We start from the raw sequence: 14,935 nt of genomic DNA on the forward strand, positions 1-14,935 counted from the left end.
AATTGAGATGATTTCAAATGACCATCGAGGGGGAGTTCTTCGTGCCACATTCTTGGACATGTCCTTTTTGCGACAGAATTGCTACTATTTCAGATTCGGACACGAATTACAGCAGGCTTGTGCTTGATATAGAGAATGCGCAGGGAAAAAGATCCGCCGGTACTTGTTTTAGAGTATGTCCAAACCCAGACTGCAAAGAATTTTCATTACATGTAGATTTATATGGCCCTCAAGGTGTATTTGGGGGAGTAATAAGAAAATGGACGCTTGTTCCTGATTCTAAGGCTGTTTCCTGGCCTTCGTATATCCCAAAATCTATTGTTGACGACTACAGAGAAGCCTGTTTAATAGCGGATTTAAGTCCTAAGGCTTCTGCTACTTTATCCCGTCGTTGCCTACAAGGTATAATTCGTGATTTTTGGGGAATTAGAAAAAGTAGACTTGTTGACGAAATAGAAGGAGTAAAAGATAAAGTAGATTCATTAACATGGGACGCAATCGATGCAGTAAGAAAAATTGGTAATATCGGCGCCCATATGGAAAAGGACATCAACATAATTGTGGATGTTGAACCAGAAGAGGCGACTATGCTAATAGGGCTGCTTGAAATGCTTATTAAAGACTGGTATGTTGCTAAACACGAGCGGCAATTAATGCTTCGAAATATAATCAAAACAAGCGAAGAGAAAAAACAAAAAAAAGTTGAGGAAAAGACGTAGTAACACCGTATAAAACCACTGTTATTATTAATTCATAAAAGTATGAACGAAAACAGAAGGTCAGGAAACATTTCCTGCCTTCTGTTTTTTATGTCTGGAGGAGGGGATTAAAGTGGGTGTAGAAATCAAACTTAGTGACGGTACAACGATTGTTGGTGACCATGAATTCTTAAAAACGTTTAAAAAAGGATTCTTCAATGGCATCATGAGTCCATCTTCGATGCTGAAGGTTAATGATCTTAATTCAAATCAAGAATATTATTTTCCTATGTCGAGCGTTATCTATGCAAAGGAACTGAATCAAGGTGAAAGCAATGAATGAAACTGCTGAGTTTGTTCAATTCGCTATCAGTCAATGGAGAGAGAAAAGAGACGCGGCGTTCCGTGAACACGGTCTCAATCTTGAAAAAGTATACGCGAAGGGTGAATTCGATAATCTTCCGCCTGAATGTCTTATGGCGGTGTGCTACGTAGATGCGTTTGCCTGTGTGCAATCAAAAATCCGTAGCGTTACTGAATAAGACGGATGTTATCTTTAATTCATAGAAGTCTGCAAAGAAAGGAGGTACACCTTTGGGGGTTAGACAAAGGATCATCACGTGGCTGGAAGCTGGGAGAACGAAGAATGAGCCAGACCGTCAGACGGAAGCCTACTCACAAGCGTGGGGCTACTTAAGTCGAAACGGAAATAACCAACCAGTAGTTAAACGAACGCCGGCGAACCTTAGGCTACTGAGTGAATCGCCGATACCACGCCGAGCAATCAACGTAATCAAGGATGGTATTACTAAACTTAACTGGTCAGTGGCCGCCATTGATGAGAATGACACCGAAAAGTACAAAGACATATGTAAATTGATCGAGCGATCATTGCTTAAACCCAATTCAGGAGATTCATTCCGATCATGGTTGGAGCAAGTCATCGAAGACATGTTGGTGTGTAGTGCTGGTAGCTCAGAGATTTTGAAGGCAGGAGATCCACTTCGACCTTTCCGAATGTATCCAGTGGACACATTCTCCATCGACCTTTACCCACAGTGGGACGGAAAACCTAACTCATATCGATTCGCTCAGCGGATTAACGGTCAATACGTACACCTTACAGCATCTGAGATGATGTATATCCGCATGAACCCAAGAACGAACACTCCATTTGGTCTTTCGCCATTAGAAACCGTATGGGAATCAGCGGAAAACTTCGTTTCATCTCATAAAACAGCTGGTAATCAGACTAAAAACACCATTCTTAATAAAATACTCAACCTCGGCACCGGTAAAGATGGTAATAGTGTTGATGCGAAAGCATTTCGTGCGTATTGGAATGCAGAAGTTCAGGGAAAAGGAATTATCCCTATAATCAGCGGGTTTAATCCATCTGTTTTGAACTTGGGAGCTACGGACGACAAAGCGTTGTTCCTTGAGTGGCAGCGATTCCTGATTGAAATCATAGCTATATCATTCGGCGTATCTCCTAAAAAGTTGGGGCAGACAAAGGACGTTAACCGTAACACAGCGGAAAGTGAAGACGAGGATACGAACGCTACCGTACAATCTATTGCTGAGAACATCGTTGAGCATATAAACAACCATATCATTGATGGAATCTTTAAAATGGGCGGCGTGATCGAATTCAAGTTCCTGTATGCTACGTCATTAAAGGATCTCAAGACACAGGCAGATATTGACGCGATATACCTGGATCGAAGAGTGACCACGCCGGATGAAGTAAGAGACAAGCAAGGAAAGAAAGCACTCCCTAACCAACATGGCGAAGTATTGCTACAGCCGAGCAAATTATCGGTTGTTGATATAAACAAGACTAAAGGCGAACTCGCAGAAGCAGAGAAGGCTAAGAATGTTTCTCCAGAGGCGCCAGCGCAAGAGGATGAACAAAATAAGGAAGATCCAAACACCGAGGAAACGTAACGGTGTTTTTATTTTGCCCTGAGGGGAGGTGAGAACCAAAAATGCTTAAAACGTTGAAACTCAGTAACCAGAAAATGCGCGTCCAGGACTTCAAACTCTCGGATACCGGGGGACATCCTAACAAAGTTCCATTCAAGTGCGCATTGTTTGCGGTCGATCAACCAAGTGATGGTTCACCGCACGGAGCTGGCGGCAAGAAGATTCGAATATCGTCGAGTGTCTGTGACCAGTATCTCCAGACATTCGTAGGGATGGCGCTGAATATAGACTATGCCGCAGGGATGGCTGACCATGATCCGAGATTTAAGGTGGCGGTCATCGATAAAGCCTACCGGTCCTTGGATGGATATGCGTGGATTGACGGATACATCTATGGAAAGGACTTCCCGGATGTCGTAGCGACCATTCGTTATTACAACGGCCTTGCGGCTGAATATAACTGGTCAGAGTATCAGTTCGGAGCATCACTTGAAATGGAAGCATCTGTGCAAGATGCCACGGACATAGACAATGTTTTGGATGTAATCGAATTTTGCGGTACCGGCGCTGCAATTCTTTTCGCTGAGGCTGCTGCTTACAAAACAACGAGTTTCGCGGCTCGAAATAATAAACCAAATGAGGGGGTTGTCAACGACATGACACCAGAACAAATCAAGGCCATGGAAGATGGCATGAAATTACTGCAGGAGAGCATGGCATCAATCACTGCCAGCGTTCAAAGCGTTGTGACTGATGTCGCATCCCTTAAAGCGGCCAAGGCACCAGATGGTCAGAAAACTCCTGAAGAACAGACTGCAGCCGACCTGAGGGCTTCTCAAGAACGTATGACGCAACTTGAGACTGAATTGAAAGAGCTGAAAGCAAAGACAGAACAGTCGCCAGCAGAACCACAGAGAAAGACGTTCTCAGCCGCGCAATTGCTTTCTAAATATGGCAATAACAATGGTGAACCGGAAGACTACAAGACGTTCTGCGCTTCAGTAGATGCCTTAAACCTGCCAATGTCCGATTCTATGAATTTGAAATTGCAAGCAAAAGCTCAGTTTAACAAGGAGGAAAAATAACATATGAGTAACCAAGTTGGACAGGCGCAATCGATTGAAGTAAAGGCCGCATTACAGTTCCAAAGCCCTGGCGCACTAATCACAGATGATTTTCAAAAGGAAATCACGGATACACTGCGCCGAAATTCGATTCTAGATGGTCGCATGAATTATACACCGGCAACTGGTGACATCTCCACGTACTACGAACAAAACACCATCAACGGTGGAGTGTCAGTCGATCCTAGAAACATCAGTTCTTCGGCGACAAGCAATCCACGTACTCCACATGGAGTGAAGATCAAGGCCATTACAAACCAAGTTGATTTCGGCTTATATGACAACCTCCTTGGGAAACAACAGGATAATTTTCCTGAGTTAAGATCCAAGGACTTAGCCGATATGCTCAATGGAGTAGGTCTTTACCACGGAAAGATGCTGTGGAGAGGAACGGATACTAATCTCATGGTACCAACCAATCTGCAATATGTCGGTATTCCTAAACAGATCACTAACACATTCTCGGTTGGTATTGGTGCGTCTATCGTTTCAGCGATTTGCGCAAAAGTAGCTTCTATGATTGCTAGTGAAACATATGAATTAATGCCTACAGCGATTTATATCCATCCATTGGCTCTGCATTATCTGGCTGAAGAAGAGAAACTGGCCTCGTTCAATTCCACACACATTAGTAACTTGTCGAAAACAACAATTGCTGGTTTATCTGTACAAGCCATTCAAACCGCCGCTGGCGTGTTGCCTTTGATTCCAGAACCATTCATGCCTTCGGCTAAAAATGCGACACGCGTTGAGAACACCGACTATGGATTCGCCATCGTAACTGAATCTATGATCGAGTATCACTATGTCGGAGATAAAGGAATTATGCTGTTTGAGTTGGGTACAACAGGTAATCTGGCTGAATCGTATGTCGGCGTTAAATTCGGCGCTCCTGTAGCAAAAGGACCTGGTTACGCTCACGCATATGGCGTTGTAGAGCGTCCGACCATTGTAGCAGTTTAATTTACTGGGCGGCCTAATCGCCGCCCTTCTAAATAGAAAGGGGAAGATGTTGATGAGTAAGATCAAACCAGAAGATAGCGGCGACAACAAAGAACAAGGCTCAGCTGCAGGTGATAATCTGAACGAAAATGGAGCTTCAACTCCTGCTGTAACGGAGACGACAGTCCCATCTGTAGATGGAGCAAAGGCGGCGGAAAAGATTGTAGACCTACCGCCTAAGGAATCGGTAGCGCTCAAGGGCTGGGAAGAAGGTCGTGAAGGCGCTCATACCATCCACCTCAAAGAAGGTATATTCACATTTATAGACGGCCAAGCAGAATTATCTTCCGAAGCGGCTGAAGCGCTACGTCAGGCCGGGTTCGTTGAATGAGTCAGTATTTGACTGCAGAGGATTCAGATTACGTTCCCACAGGAACTGCACTGACGCCCCCTTTGATCATTCGTGCTTCCGCAATCATTGATGGACGATGTAAGCGTGAGATTGGCGTGAAAAGCTACACCGAGCGCATACCGCTGACCCAAGGCCGAGGACATTTATCATATTATCCTGTGAAGGAAGTTGAATCCGTTAAGGGTAGAGCAGCCTTCGGGATTACTGGAGACAACTTTTTCGGTGCGCCGGGGTTTACGGAAATCGATACGAGCACTATAGATGTCGATAAAGAAATCGGGTCGATAATTAGCGGCGGTTCGTGGTTTGGCGCACCATACGCCGAGCTGGAGATAACCTATACCAGCGGCTGGGACCCAATCCCGGACAAAGTGAAGGTAGCCTGTGGGTTAATCGTCGCTCAACTCAGCGGGAACCCAGATACTAACGTGAAGTCGAAAAAGGGCCTGGACCTGAGCATTGAATACTTTGGGAACGACATGATTACTCCAGAAATAGCGGATTTGCTTTCTGAGTATCAAGTCCGTCCCTTCAGGTAGGTGACAACATGTTCTATCATTTTTCACACCGGCACACTGCATGTACAGTGAATGGAGTGGTCGACAAGGTAATCTTATCCCGAGAATCCAGAAGCGCATCGCAAGTAAGTAAGGAGTCCAACTACAACGGAGTATTTGCCCCGACCTCACCTGTGGAGACTGGGGCATTGGTAGTAGCTGTAGACTCGTTCTTGGTTACATCACTGCGGCGGTCTACGGACCAAGATAAGAATTGCGGGATGGTCAAAGTAAACGCGAAGGTAGAGGTTCGAAGATATCGTCAAGAGTACAACAAGAATGACAATCCTGTCGGTAAGCCTGAGTTCAAAATCGTCCAATCAGCGCCCGGGTTTGTGGAGCTGATCAACGCCAAACTGCAGCAAGAAAAGCCAGGGTTACTACCAACGACAACCTATCTATTACGAGTGCAAAGTAGTGTGGATGTCCGGAGGCCAAATGACAAGACGTTGCAGCAGAGGGATCGAATTATCATTAACAACAGGCCATATCAGGTTGATGTCATTGACGATATAGAATACCCCGGCCTTTACCAAGTGCAATTGTCTGAGGACATCCGATGATTACCGGATACGACACCGCCCGCGCAGCAAAGGACTTGGAAAACAAGTTGGCATTAGAGATTACAGGTCTGAACAAACTTGTGCTCTTAACGGCAAAAGGCGGTATAAGGTACTATCCAGCAGTGAGAGACAAGCTGCAAATGGAAATGTTCGTGCTGGCTAATCAGATGATCTCAGGAGACATTACAGCAGATTACTGGCAAGCGTGGCTGGAGCAATTCGGTAAGGGGTCCCTGATGGCTGACAGCGGCCAGAATCCGGGCTTGGTTACCTACATGAACTCTGATGCATGGAACCGTCTGAGATCGCGAAGCAGTAAGGTAGTCGTAGGGCGCGGCCAAGGTAACTACAAGAGCATAGACGGTACACTCTGGTACTCTGGAGGGGGATATGCTGGAGTAAACCTTGAGGAGCTGGCAGAACGCGGGGATATTGATCCAAAGTTCAAACCTACGCCGCCCACTTACTTCTTGAGGATTGCTATCCAGTCAAACAGAGCGCGAATTCTTGAGGGAATATCAAAGGTTATCCATGAGTTCCCATATCACCGTTACTTTTTGGAGGCGAAGGATTGAGCTTACAATTAATTGACGCTATTCAAAACACTCATAAGGCCGATGCTGAGTTTATGGCTATGGTGGGACTGACTCCATCATCTGAGTCTGAAGAAATCGTCACACGATTCACGAAAGGTGTCGAGCCTGAGGTTACAATATCAAGAGACACCGTGCCCCACCTTTGTCAGTACGTGATGCCTGGTAGGTACTCAGGAAATCAACTTGTATTTCAAGGGAAGTTTTGTATAGATTTTTACGGAAGAACGGCATACGAAGCCAAATTAATGTTCGAAAGATCCTTCAAACTTCTGCATGATCAGAGGATTGTTCAGCCTGGATTTTGCTCATTCCTATGTGTATTGGCTTATGACAACGATTTTGCAACAGGCATCAGCGGCGTTAAAGGATACAAAGCGATTTATGATATTGACTACCTTCGAATGAATTGAGGTGAAGAGTATGACCATCCAAGATAAACCGAAGAAAGAACCTTCGGAGTTGGAAACTCTGGTTAAGGAGAAAGTCACACTTTCTCAAAAACTAGGCTTGATGGGCGAAGGTTCAGAACCTATTGACGGCTATGAAGGAACAGAAGAATACCAACGGATCAATGAAATCGATCTGAAACTATGGGAACTAGTCAAATAACATGGCCGGTTCTTTTTTTATGCCATAAGGAGGCTAAATAACGATGAGTTCATTAGTATTTGATGGTGTGGGTACAGTATCCGTATATCAAACAGACGGAACGTTGAAATACCTTGACGATAAAATCACTAAAGTAACACTACAACTGCAGTTTGACTGGCAAAAGGTTATGGGCGGTGACTCCGGGTATGCCTTTCACTATACTGCTCAAGATCTAGCTGATAAAGCCAGTATTGAAGTACCGCGATTTTCCCCGATTTTGGCGGAATTATCCCAAGGCGCTGAAACGCAGAGCGGAGAAGTGAAATTTGATGAGACGGAAACAGGGGTTTTGGACGAAAGTAGCGCTTATACCGTTAAGGCACCAACAAAGTTCAAAGGTACATTTAAGGTTGGTAGCGAAAAAGTGTCTCTGAAAACGGAGAACGGCGACAGGAAATTACTAACTAAAGTGGCCACTACCCCAACGGCAGAACAATACGCAATCACTCCTGAGGGCAAGATTACCTGTGATGCGGCCAACAAAGGTAAGGCTATCGACGTTTCGTTCGTATGGACAAAGGAGAAAGGCACTAAAAGCGGTCTTGGCGGAAGACGCCGGCCTAAGCCATTCAAACTGATTCATCGCTTTGAGTTAACCGACGATCGGACAGGCGACTTGATTCCTTGCCAGTTAACCATTCATAAGGCACTCGGCGGCGGTACGCTAGACGTTTCGCAAGAGCGGAAAAAGCCTTCCACCAACACCATGAATCTTGAAATTATGGATCCAGATAAAACTATGGATAACCCAGAAGGCTGGGCTGTCGAATTGATCCTTGGTATCTAATAGAACGCTATCACCCCCAGTCATTGGCTGGGGGATTTAATTCAAGGAGGAATTAACGTGGGAAAAGAGATCGACGAGACATTGAAAGAGATTGATGAGACAGTAAACGTTGGCTCAGAAGTAACCCTTGCTGCGGCAACTGGGGAGCATGGGGAAATTGTTAAGACGATCAGGATTGGTACGATCGGGCTGATTCGTAAAGTTCGATCGTTGATGAAAGATACTCGCTATACATTTTCCGCGTCCATCGGTCGGGAGAAGTGGAACGAGACAGATAAGACCATCGCGGTGGATTGGCCGGCAGTTGAATCGACTTACAGAGAAGCGTTCAACCTCGTATTGGTTGAAGGACTATCTGACGAAGAGTACGACCGAGTAGACGAACAGGGAATCAAGGAGTTGGATACACTCCTGGACCGATTTCTATAAAGAGTCATTTCCGCCAGATCCGGAAGCCGAAGAAGATGATGACGAGCCGGAAGAAGGTGGGGATGAGGAACAGTCAACTCACTGGATGAATTTATGGGCACTTTGTATCAGCAATGGTATATCGGATACAGAATGGCCGAATATGACCATTCCCAAAATACGGGCGCTAATGAAAGCCAAGAACAAGAAAGAAGAATTTGAAGTCATCCTGCACGGCGGGGAAGTCGGAAGCAAAAAGCCAAAGAAGGCGAAGTATCTTTCAGACCTGGGCTTCTTTCCGAAAAAATAACCAAGAGACCTTCCGTCATTTGCGGCAGGTCTCTTTTTTCGTCGATAAGAAATTTAGAAGCCAAGGAAAATTTTCCGTGAGAGGTGAATGGATTGAGACTATTGGAATCATTCGATAAAAATTTAACGCGGGTAGGATTACTGGTGGACGCTTACGACATACAGAGAAAAAGAAGGATCAACTCAGATTATGAAATTCAATTTCTCGTCCCAATGACATCAGAAGATTATCAAGAAAAACTGGTGATTAAAGGCCACATTCAAGATGAACGAGGTCAATATTATGTTATCAATAGCCGTTCCAGAGTTAGGGATGGAAAAAAACTAATTGCCTCTATTGTGTGCACCCATGTGATGTTCAAACTAACGGATTTTAAATTTCCATATACTTTTTACATTAATGAATCTTACGGTGTACATATCTCACAACTGACGGATTTAATTTCTACAGCCACCGGGAACAGATTCAAATTTATTATTGACGATAGCTTTGATTTACATGATGTTAAAGACTTTGGCAGGGGCAACTGTCTTCAGGCACTGAATAAGATCATCGAAATGTATGGGTGTGAAATAGAGCCGGACAATTTTGTTATCCACCTCAAAAAGAAAATTGGGGTCGATAATGGCTTACAGTATCGCATTAAGAAGAATATTGTTTCTGACCAGTTTAAAGACGATGCTTCATCGCTTGTGACACGCCTATTCGCCCAAATGAAGGACGGAACTACATGGATAGGTCAACCTACATCCATCCTTACAAATGAAGAGAGAACGCTATTGGAGGCCGTTCCTGGTGCTGTTGTAGACGGAATCCTCAAGGTTAACTACCTCATATCTCCCTACGCTTCTGCATGGGCTAGCGATTCAGTCCCGTTTTTCGACGATGAAATTATTTTGCAGGATATTGATCCTAGCATAAACGAACAAAGGGCAGTTACGGATCTCGTAAATGCAACTAGAAAATCACTACGAGAACGAGAGATTCCAAGTTTTGAAGTCAGCGTGTCAGGAGCGGATTTACACAAAATTGATAAAGAAGAACCAACGCCGGGACTAGGAGATACGGTCTATTGCTATGATCCGAAAATGGAAATGAACAATCTTATGGCAAGAATCACCGAATTAACAGAATACCCATACACCAAAGAGAAGCATGCCCAAGCAACAATATCAAATGTAGCCAGTAGAGACTATAACGATATCATCGCAGACCTGGACAAGAGTAAGAAGTTGGTTGATAATTTATTTTCTAATGGACGTGTGCGTACAGAACTATTTGAATCTGTAGCACGCCAAGTCATCGCGGACATAAATAACTCTAAGACAGAACTGATCTATCCGCTGGAAGGCGGCATACTTGCTCAGGATAAAGTGAATCCATTGCGCCAGGTGAGACTTACATCAGCCGGTCTTGGAATATCTACAGACGGATGGCACACTCTGCGAGCTGCAGTCACAGCAGATGGGGTCATGGGTGAGTCTATCATCGGTAAAATCGGTAATTTCGAATCGCTTAGTGTCGGTCATGACAATGAAATTATACTTTTAAATCACACGGGCTTTTCTGCTGGACATGCTAATTTTAATGATGCCCCATTCAGATTAGACATGAACGGAAATGTGGTTGCAAGAAAGATCACATTGACGGGTAGTGTCGAACAAAGCGATATTGTGTCTTCTCTAATCCGGGCTAGTCGAGTCGTAGGAAATGAGATTGAGGGTGGAACCATTACCGGGGCTTTGATTAGAACGGCACCCGATGGCCAACGAGTAGAACTGGATATTAACAGTTTCCGTTCAGTAGATAGTGGTGGTAAAACCCGGGTATCCATTTCACAAAGCGGGAAATATGGCGTGGCCGGAACGGAATACTTTGACGGAGCAGGAATATATAAAGGTGGTGTGTACGGGATCGATGACGGGTTCTACATCGACGCGCCCAGTTATATGAACCTGTACGCGCCGGTTGTCGCGTTCAACGGTAACGTGCGGTTTGATAATGCGATTTCCGTGAGCGGAATTAGGATTGAATCAATTACCGGCCTTCAATCAGCGCTTAATGGTCTTGGGGAAGGTCTCACGGGTAAGGCTAGCAAAGGAGCTGTAACCGGATCTGCTGGTCCATACAACTGTGGAATCCCAATCGGCACAGTGCTGAGAGACGTAGACGGCAAGGCGTATACCTGGACCGGAGTTCCTGCGCATACACATACGCAAAACTAACATATGCAGACCCTCCCTAATATTGGTATAATCACGCTATAACTACTTAGGAGGGTTTGCTCATGAAAAAGTCGATCATAACGTTAGTAGTTGCGTGTATACTTGTTACAGGAACGTCCGCGGTTGCAGCCACATCATCGATGGTCGGTAAGTCGGTAGCGAAAGAGGTTACGATAAAGAAAAATGGAGTTAGCTCAGCTAAGAAAGCAATAATCATAGATGGAGTGACATATGCACCCGTCCGAGATATTGCGGAAAGCGCTGGCTACACTGTTTCTTATAAAGGAGATGTGGTAGAGTTGGAAAGTGTGCTGAAGATAGGGGAGGAACCGTCGGCAGCGAGCAATGATGCTGTAAAAGTCGAGATATCTACGTTAAAAGAAAAGATCGAATGGTATAAGAAGAACATAGAGAGCCGCCAAACTAACAGCCTTAAGCCGGACCAAACAAATCTCACGGAGCACCTAGCAAAAGGCGGAACTGACGATCGCGATAAGGCAGTGACTGAGGGGCTGCAGAAAAAAATCAAGGATAGCGAGATTTATATCACAGAGCAGCAAGTATTAATAACTGCAGCAGAAGCACGAATCAAAGAACTGCAAGCGCAACTTAACGAATAAAATTGTAGGCGCAGTATATTTTTAATAAGAGTGAGTATTTTGATAAGTAACGGAAGAAGGCTCACCAATGATTAATGAAATATGTTTTGATCGAGGGCAGAACCTACGTGCCGTTGTCAGCGATTGGCAAGGCTATTGGCACTGCCGTGTCCTGGGATAACAATACCAAGACAGCAACACTGACCACCAAGAAGTGAACTCCTGAACGCTTCATATTTTGCCCACTGGCTTCGGCTGGTGGGCTTTTTGTCTTTATATGATGAAAAATGCGTATACAGATTGGTTTCAATGTATTATTTTGTTATTAACTTATTTATAATCAAAGAAGAGGTGATCTAATTGAGGAAGATTGACCACAAGAAAATAATAAAAAAATTTGAAAATGATATTTCAGAATTATGGCAGTACTTCTCTGATGTTGAGAGATACATCATCATGCAAAATCCATCCAGAAAAGACCTATTAATAGGACACTTGTCTGAGCAAGTATTTGTTTCCATGGCAGTTTTGTTTGAGCAATTTATCAGTGATATTTTTGTTGCATATATAAATAATAATAGTCAACAATTTAGCAGTTATGTCTGTACCAGTGTTCAGAACGACCTAAGCAATAACTCAGTAAAACAATTTGTAAATGTCAGCATACCTACAAACTTAAATGTAGCACAAATTCGAGAGCTTCTAATGCCGGATGATGATAATATAAAATTTGCTGACTGTAAGATACTTAAGAAAAAAGCAAAACAATGGTTAGTGGAGGAACATGCAAGGAAATTTTCTAAATTACATAGAGATGATATATCTTTGATTAACTCAATTAAAAAAATCAGGAACTATCTCGCTCATAGAAGTCCAAGATCATTAAAATCCATGATAAGTATTTTGAAAGAAATTGAAACCGCGAGCCCTACTTGTAAAAATTATGGGCTAGGTATTAATTTAAGAGCGAAAAACAGGGATATTGGGAACTACTTGAAAGCAGATATAGAGGACGGAAGAAGAGTGGAAGTTTATTTGCAAAGAATCCATTCTATTGCGTTAACTTTTATGTGATTTTTTAATGAAGCAATGAAAACTCACTGGAGTGGTAAGTTTTGAGCCTTACATATTAGGTCCTTGCAAGTGATGATGATTTACTTGCTGCAACGCTGGGTAGCAGAGTTTATGTTCTACAAATTGGAGAGAATGCCCCAGACAATATCATAGATTACAGGGGAGCAATTCAAGTATAATCGGATTAACAGTGATATTGTTCGTCATAAAATTGGAATTTCCGCCAGTAGAAACTGGCGGGAAGTTTTATCTAACAAGTCGTAGTCCATTAAAGCCCCTCATGTAAATATTCTTAAACTCAAAAGTATTAAGATTCAAAACCTCGCTCATATCCTTCACACTGTATTTCAACTCATGATGGTAGGTCTCGATAATGTTTTCCAGTAACCAAGGTTTCTCTATCGGTGGTGCTAACTCTGGGGGTTCAATTGTTCTGTATCCAAGCTTACCCATTTGCATCCAAAAATATTTGTTTTGCCGATCGGTAATGGTCCCTAAATCCGATGACCTTTTTATAAGAGAAGCCATAGAAGTTTTCCAATATAGTTTCAGTGCAGCAAACTTTTGCATGGAAACACCTCTCAAGGATGTGAGAATATCCTTCTGAGGCATTAGAAATTCAGAAGCAAATCGATCAGCCTGCTCCTCAATGTCTTCCCCATCTACTGAAGGAGTCCTATGAAGAACAAGATGCCCAAGCTCGTGGCACAAAGTGAATCTAATACGGTCCATTGGACGATCGAAATTCACAAATATTAAAGGTGGCATGCCCACTGGCCACATACTGATACCATCAATGTTTGCCTTTTCAAAGTCAAACGGAATAACAATCGCACCGGCTTCCTCGATCAAATCGACGACATTTTCGATAGGACCTTTAGGCACACTCCAACTCGCTCTAATGATCTGTGCAATTTGCTCAACATCATTATCATATTCAATTGGGTCAATTCTACTAATATTGACATCCTCGATATCTACTGCTTTAAGAAGTGTGGCAATCTCCATTCTTCTTATTTCAATGTTGGCGTACACTTTATTAAGCGTTCTTTGGGATACGGCTTGTCGCTTTCTATGGAAAAATTCGCTCAGTCCAACTCCGAGCAATCTCTCATCCTTCTCAAAGAATGATTTTGGATAATCTAAGACAGAAGACAGTTTTTTGATATCATCATCAGTTAATTGAAGAAGGCCGTTTTCAACCTTAGATAATTTACCTTGAGAAATTCCAGAATATTCACATAATTCTTTTTGGCTTAATCCTCTAGATTCCCTAGCTAAAACTGCCATTTTGTAGTTATAAGTGGCATTATTGTGCTGAATCATTTACATCACCAATCTTGTTGTTTTTAGGTTTAACTCTGCGTTTACGGACAGGCTTCTGAACATCCTTATCCTTGGTGATCTCTGTAATTTTAGGTTGAGGTGCAACTAGTTCCCATTCCCAGACATTATGGTTCTGATATCTGCAAGTTATAAATACGTTAGATGCACCCGTTCTAAGTGGGTTAATTAAATAGCCAGCATACAGTAACCCGTCAGGAGTATCAATGTCAAGTTCTGGTTCATCAAATTGTTGATTGTTATATGCGATTAGTTGTCCAGTTTGGATTCCGTGAGATAATTTGTTGCTATCAAATAGATTAAATCTAAGTACAACTTGACCTTTTACAACCAGCAAGAATAGTTTGTTCGAATAAGAGCACTTTATTCCAGATTCTCCTTCAAATACACTTTTCATATTCTCGATAATCAGGTCATGGCAAATTGAGGCGTCGGATCTCTTAGACATTTTTGATCTTAATAAAGCAAGCGCTGGGTTAGCAAAATAAGAATTTACAGCATCTAAGATAGCCTTATGTATCTTTGGAATGTATGGTTCTAAGATGGCTTTTGCTTCAAACTCAGTCATTAATCTCACGGAATTCCCTCCTCAACATCTTCTTAGTATAATCTTAACACAAAACATGTCGAAATCAATGAAAAATATTCCTAAAATATTCCTAGATAATTTAATATACTCCGATATTCAAAAATTCATTTACAAATTGTTACAATCGTGC

21 protein-coding genes are annotated in these 14,935 nt (G+C 43.0%); 19 read left to right on the forward strand and 2 right to left on the reverse strand.

Translation table 11 applies throughout. The features are described 5' to 3' along the window. Positions 1 to 41: 41 nt before the first annotated feature. The 19 genes from ACFVU8_RS03325 to ACFVU8_RS03415 all read left to right on the forward strand — a co-directional run bounded on the left by ACFVU8_RS03325 (position 42) and on the right by ACFVU8_RS03415 (position 12,872). Positions 42 to 719 (forward strand): DUF4145 domain-containing protein, encoded by a 678-nt coding sequence (locus tag ACFVU8_RS03325; protein WP_387425834.1) that lies wholly within the window; start codon positions 42 to 44, stop codon positions 717 to 719. A gap of 112 nt (positions 720 to 831) precedes the next feature. Further along, on the forward strand, positions 832 to 1,041 hold the full coding sequence (locus tag ACFVU8_RS03330; RefSeq protein WP_387425835.1) for a hypothetical protein: 210 nt from the start codon (positions 832 to 834) through the stop codon (positions 1,039 to 1,041). After that, a complete protein-coding gene (locus tag ACFVU8_RS03335; protein WP_387425836.1) occupies positions 1,025 to 1,240 on the forward strand; it encodes a hypothetical protein in 216 nt (71 codons plus the stop codon). Before ACFVU8_RS03330 ends, ACFVU8_RS03335 begins: the two co-directional genes overlap by 17 nt. 52 nt (positions 1,241 to 1,292) lie before the next feature. After that, a complete protein-coding gene (locus ACFVU8_RS03340; protein ID WP_387425837.1) occupies positions 1,293 to 2,645 on the forward strand; it encodes a phage portal protein in 1,353 nt (450 codons plus the stop codon). Positions 2,646 to 2,686: 41 nt separating this feature from the next. Beyond that, a complete protein-coding gene (locus ACFVU8_RS03345; protein ID WP_387425838.1) occupies positions 2,687 to 3,709 on the forward strand; it encodes a 3-oxoacyl-ACP reductase in 1,023 nt (340 codons plus the stop codon). Between the two features lie 3 nt (positions 3,710 to 3,712). Then, positions 3,713 to 4,711 (forward strand): hypothetical protein, encoded by a 999-nt coding sequence (locus ACFVU8_RS03350; RefSeq protein ID WP_387425839.1) that lies wholly within the window; start codon positions 3,713 to 3,715, stop codon positions 4,709 to 4,711. A 52-nt stretch (positions 4,712 to 4,763) separates the two neighbouring features. Beyond that, positions 4,764 to 5,081 carry a hypothetical protein gene (locus ACFVU8_RS03355; RefSeq protein WP_387425840.1) on the forward strand — a complete coding sequence of 106 codons (318 nt, stop codon included), beginning with the start codon at positions 4,764 to 4,766 and terminating at the stop codon, positions 5,079 to 5,081. Next, positions 5,078 to 5,641: a hypothetical protein gene (locus ACFVU8_RS03360; protein ID WP_387425841.1), complete on the forward strand. Its 564-nt coding sequence runs from the start codon at positions 5,078 to 5,080 to the stop codon at positions 5,639 to 5,641. Before ACFVU8_RS03355 ends, ACFVU8_RS03360 begins: the two co-directional genes overlap by 4 nt. An 8-nt stretch (positions 5,642 to 5,649) precedes the next feature. Beyond that, positions 5,650 to 6,222, forward strand: a complete 573-nt coding sequence (locus tag ACFVU8_RS03365; RefSeq protein ID WP_387425842.1) for a hypothetical protein — start codon at positions 5,650 to 5,652, stop codon at positions 6,220 to 6,222. Beyond that, positions 6,219 to 6,797 (forward strand): hypothetical protein, encoded by a 579-nt coding sequence (locus ACFVU8_RS03370; RefSeq protein WP_387425843.1) that lies wholly within the window; start codon positions 6,219 to 6,221, stop codon positions 6,795 to 6,797. Before ACFVU8_RS03365 ends, ACFVU8_RS03370 begins: the two co-directional genes overlap by 4 nt. Further along, a complete protein-coding gene (locus ACFVU8_RS03375; protein ID WP_387425844.1) occupies positions 6,794 to 7,228 on the forward strand; it encodes a hypothetical protein in 435 nt (144 codons plus the stop codon). The genes ACFVU8_RS03370 and ACFVU8_RS03375 overlap by 4 nt, the downstream gene beginning before the upstream one ends. Positions 7,229 to 7,238: 10 nt before the next feature. Continuing rightward, positions 7,239 to 7,427: a hypothetical protein gene (locus ACFVU8_RS03380; protein ID WP_387425845.1), complete on the forward strand. Its 189-nt coding sequence runs from the start codon at positions 7,239 to 7,241 to the stop codon at positions 7,425 to 7,427. A gap of 43 nt (positions 7,428 to 7,470) precedes the next feature. After that, the gene (locus tag ACFVU8_RS03385) at positions 7,471 to 8,256 is read left to right on the forward strand and encodes a hypothetical protein (protein ID WP_387425846.1); all 786 of its coding nucleotides are present in this window, start codon (positions 7,471 to 7,473) and stop codon (positions 8,254 to 8,256) included. Between the two features lie 57 nt (positions 8,257 to 8,313). Further along, positions 8,314 to 8,685 carry a hypothetical protein gene (locus ACFVU8_RS03390; protein WP_387425847.1) on the forward strand — a complete coding sequence of 124 codons (372 nt, stop codon included), beginning with the start codon at positions 8,314 to 8,316 and terminating at the stop codon, positions 8,683 to 8,685. An 85-nt stretch (positions 8,686 to 8,770) separates the two neighbouring features. Then, positions 8,771 to 8,974: a hypothetical protein gene (locus ACFVU8_RS03395; protein ID WP_387425848.1), complete on the forward strand. Its 204-nt coding sequence runs from the start codon at positions 8,771 to 8,773 to the stop codon at positions 8,972 to 8,974. A gap of 92 nt (positions 8,975 to 9,066) precedes the next feature. Further along, positions 9,067 to 11,199 carry a phage tail protein gene (locus tag ACFVU8_RS03400; RefSeq protein WP_387425849.1) on the forward strand — a complete coding sequence of 711 codons (2,133 nt, stop codon included), beginning with the start codon at positions 9,067 to 9,069 and terminating at the stop codon, positions 11,197 to 11,199. A 62-nt stretch (positions 11,200 to 11,261) separates the two neighbouring features. Next, positions 11,262 to 11,819 (forward strand): stalk domain-containing protein, encoded by a 558-nt coding sequence (locus ACFVU8_RS03405; protein WP_387425850.1) that lies wholly within the window; start codon positions 11,262 to 11,264, stop codon positions 11,817 to 11,819. 74 nt (positions 11,820 to 11,893) lie between these two features. Then, the gene (locus ACFVU8_RS03410; RefSeq protein ID WP_387425851.1) at positions 11,894 to 12,016 is read left to right on the forward strand and encodes a stalk domain-containing protein; all 123 of its coding nucleotides are present in this window, start codon (positions 11,894 to 11,896) and stop codon (positions 12,014 to 12,016) included. A gap of 142 nt (positions 12,017 to 12,158) precedes the next feature. Beyond that, a complete protein-coding gene (locus ACFVU8_RS03415) occupies positions 12,159 to 12,872 on the forward strand; it encodes a hypothetical protein (protein ID WP_387425852.1) in 714 nt (237 codons plus the stop codon). A gap of 246 nt (positions 12,873 to 13,118) precedes the next feature. Here ACFVU8_RS03415 and ACFVU8_RS03420 read toward each other — a convergent pair whose 3' ends face one another. Beyond that, the gene (locus ACFVU8_RS03420; protein WP_387425853.1) at positions 13,119 to 14,198 is read right to left on the reverse strand and encodes an XRE family transcriptional regulator; all 1,080 of its coding nucleotides are present in this window, start codon (positions 14,196 to 14,198) and stop codon (positions 13,119 to 13,121) included. Continuing rightward, complete coding sequence (locus ACFVU8_RS03425; RefSeq protein WP_387425854.1) at positions 14,182 to 14,793, reverse strand: hypothetical protein; 612 nt, start codon at positions 14,791 to 14,793, stop codon at positions 14,182 to 14,184. The genes ACFVU8_RS03420 and ACFVU8_RS03425 overlap by 17 nt, the downstream gene beginning before the upstream one ends. Positions 14,794 to 14,935 lie beyond the last annotated feature (142 nt).

The sequence above is a fragment of the Paenibacillus sp. NPDC058177 genome (assembly GCF_042883835.1).
Lineage (GTDB): Bacteria > Bacillota > Bacilli > Paenibacillales > Paenibacillaceae > Paenibacillus_AQ > Paenibacillus_AQ agri.

Bases quoted from the DNA above. Each gene is read 5' to 3' on its own strand.
- ACFVU8_RS03345 (WP_387425838.1), top strand. From the start codon at position 2,687: ATGCTTAAAACGTTGAAACTCAGTAACCAGAAAATGCGCGTCCAGGAC.
- ACFVU8_RS03350 (WP_387425839.1), top strand. From the start codon at position 3,713: ATGAGTAACCAAGTTGGACAGGCGCAATCGATTGAAGTAAAGGCCGCA.
- ACFVU8_RS03355 (WP_387425840.1), top strand. From the start codon at position 4,764: ATGAGTAAGATCAAACCAGAAGATAGCGGCGACAACAAAGAACAAGGC.
- ACFVU8_RS03360 (WP_387425841.1), top strand. From the start codon at position 5,078: ATGAGTCAGTATTTGACTGCAGAGGATTCAGATTACGTTCCCACAGGA.
- ACFVU8_RS03365 (WP_387425842.1), top strand. From the start codon at position 5,650: ATGTTCTATCATTTTTCACACCGGCACACTGCATGTACAGTGAATGGA.
- ACFVU8_RS03370 (WP_387425843.1), top strand. From the start codon at position 6,219: ATGATTACCGGATACGACACCGCCCGCGCAGCAAAGGACTTGGAAAAC.
- ACFVU8_RS03380 (WP_387425845.1), top strand. From the start codon at position 7,239: ATGACCATCCAAGATAAACCGAAGAAAGAACCTTCGGAGTTGGAAACT.
- ACFVU8_RS03385 (WP_387425846.1), top strand. From the start codon at position 7,471: ATGAGTTCATTAGTATTTGATGGTGTGGGTACAGTATCCGTATATCAA.
- ACFVU8_RS03395 (WP_387425848.1), top strand. From the start codon at position 8,771: ATGAATTTATGGGCACTTTGTATCAGCAATGGTATATCGGATACAGAA.
- ACFVU8_RS03405 (WP_387425850.1), top strand. From the start codon at position 11,262: ATGAAAAAGTCGATCATAACGTTAGTAGTTGCGTGTATACTTGTTACA.
- ACFVU8_RS03410 (WP_387425851.1), top strand. From the start codon at position 11,894: ATGAAATATGTTTTGATCGAGGGCAGAACCTACGTGCCGTTGTCAGCG.
- ACFVU8_RS03420 (WP_387425853.1), bottom strand. From the start codon at position 14,198: ATGATTCAGCACAATAATGCCACTTATAACTACAAAATGGCAGTTTTA.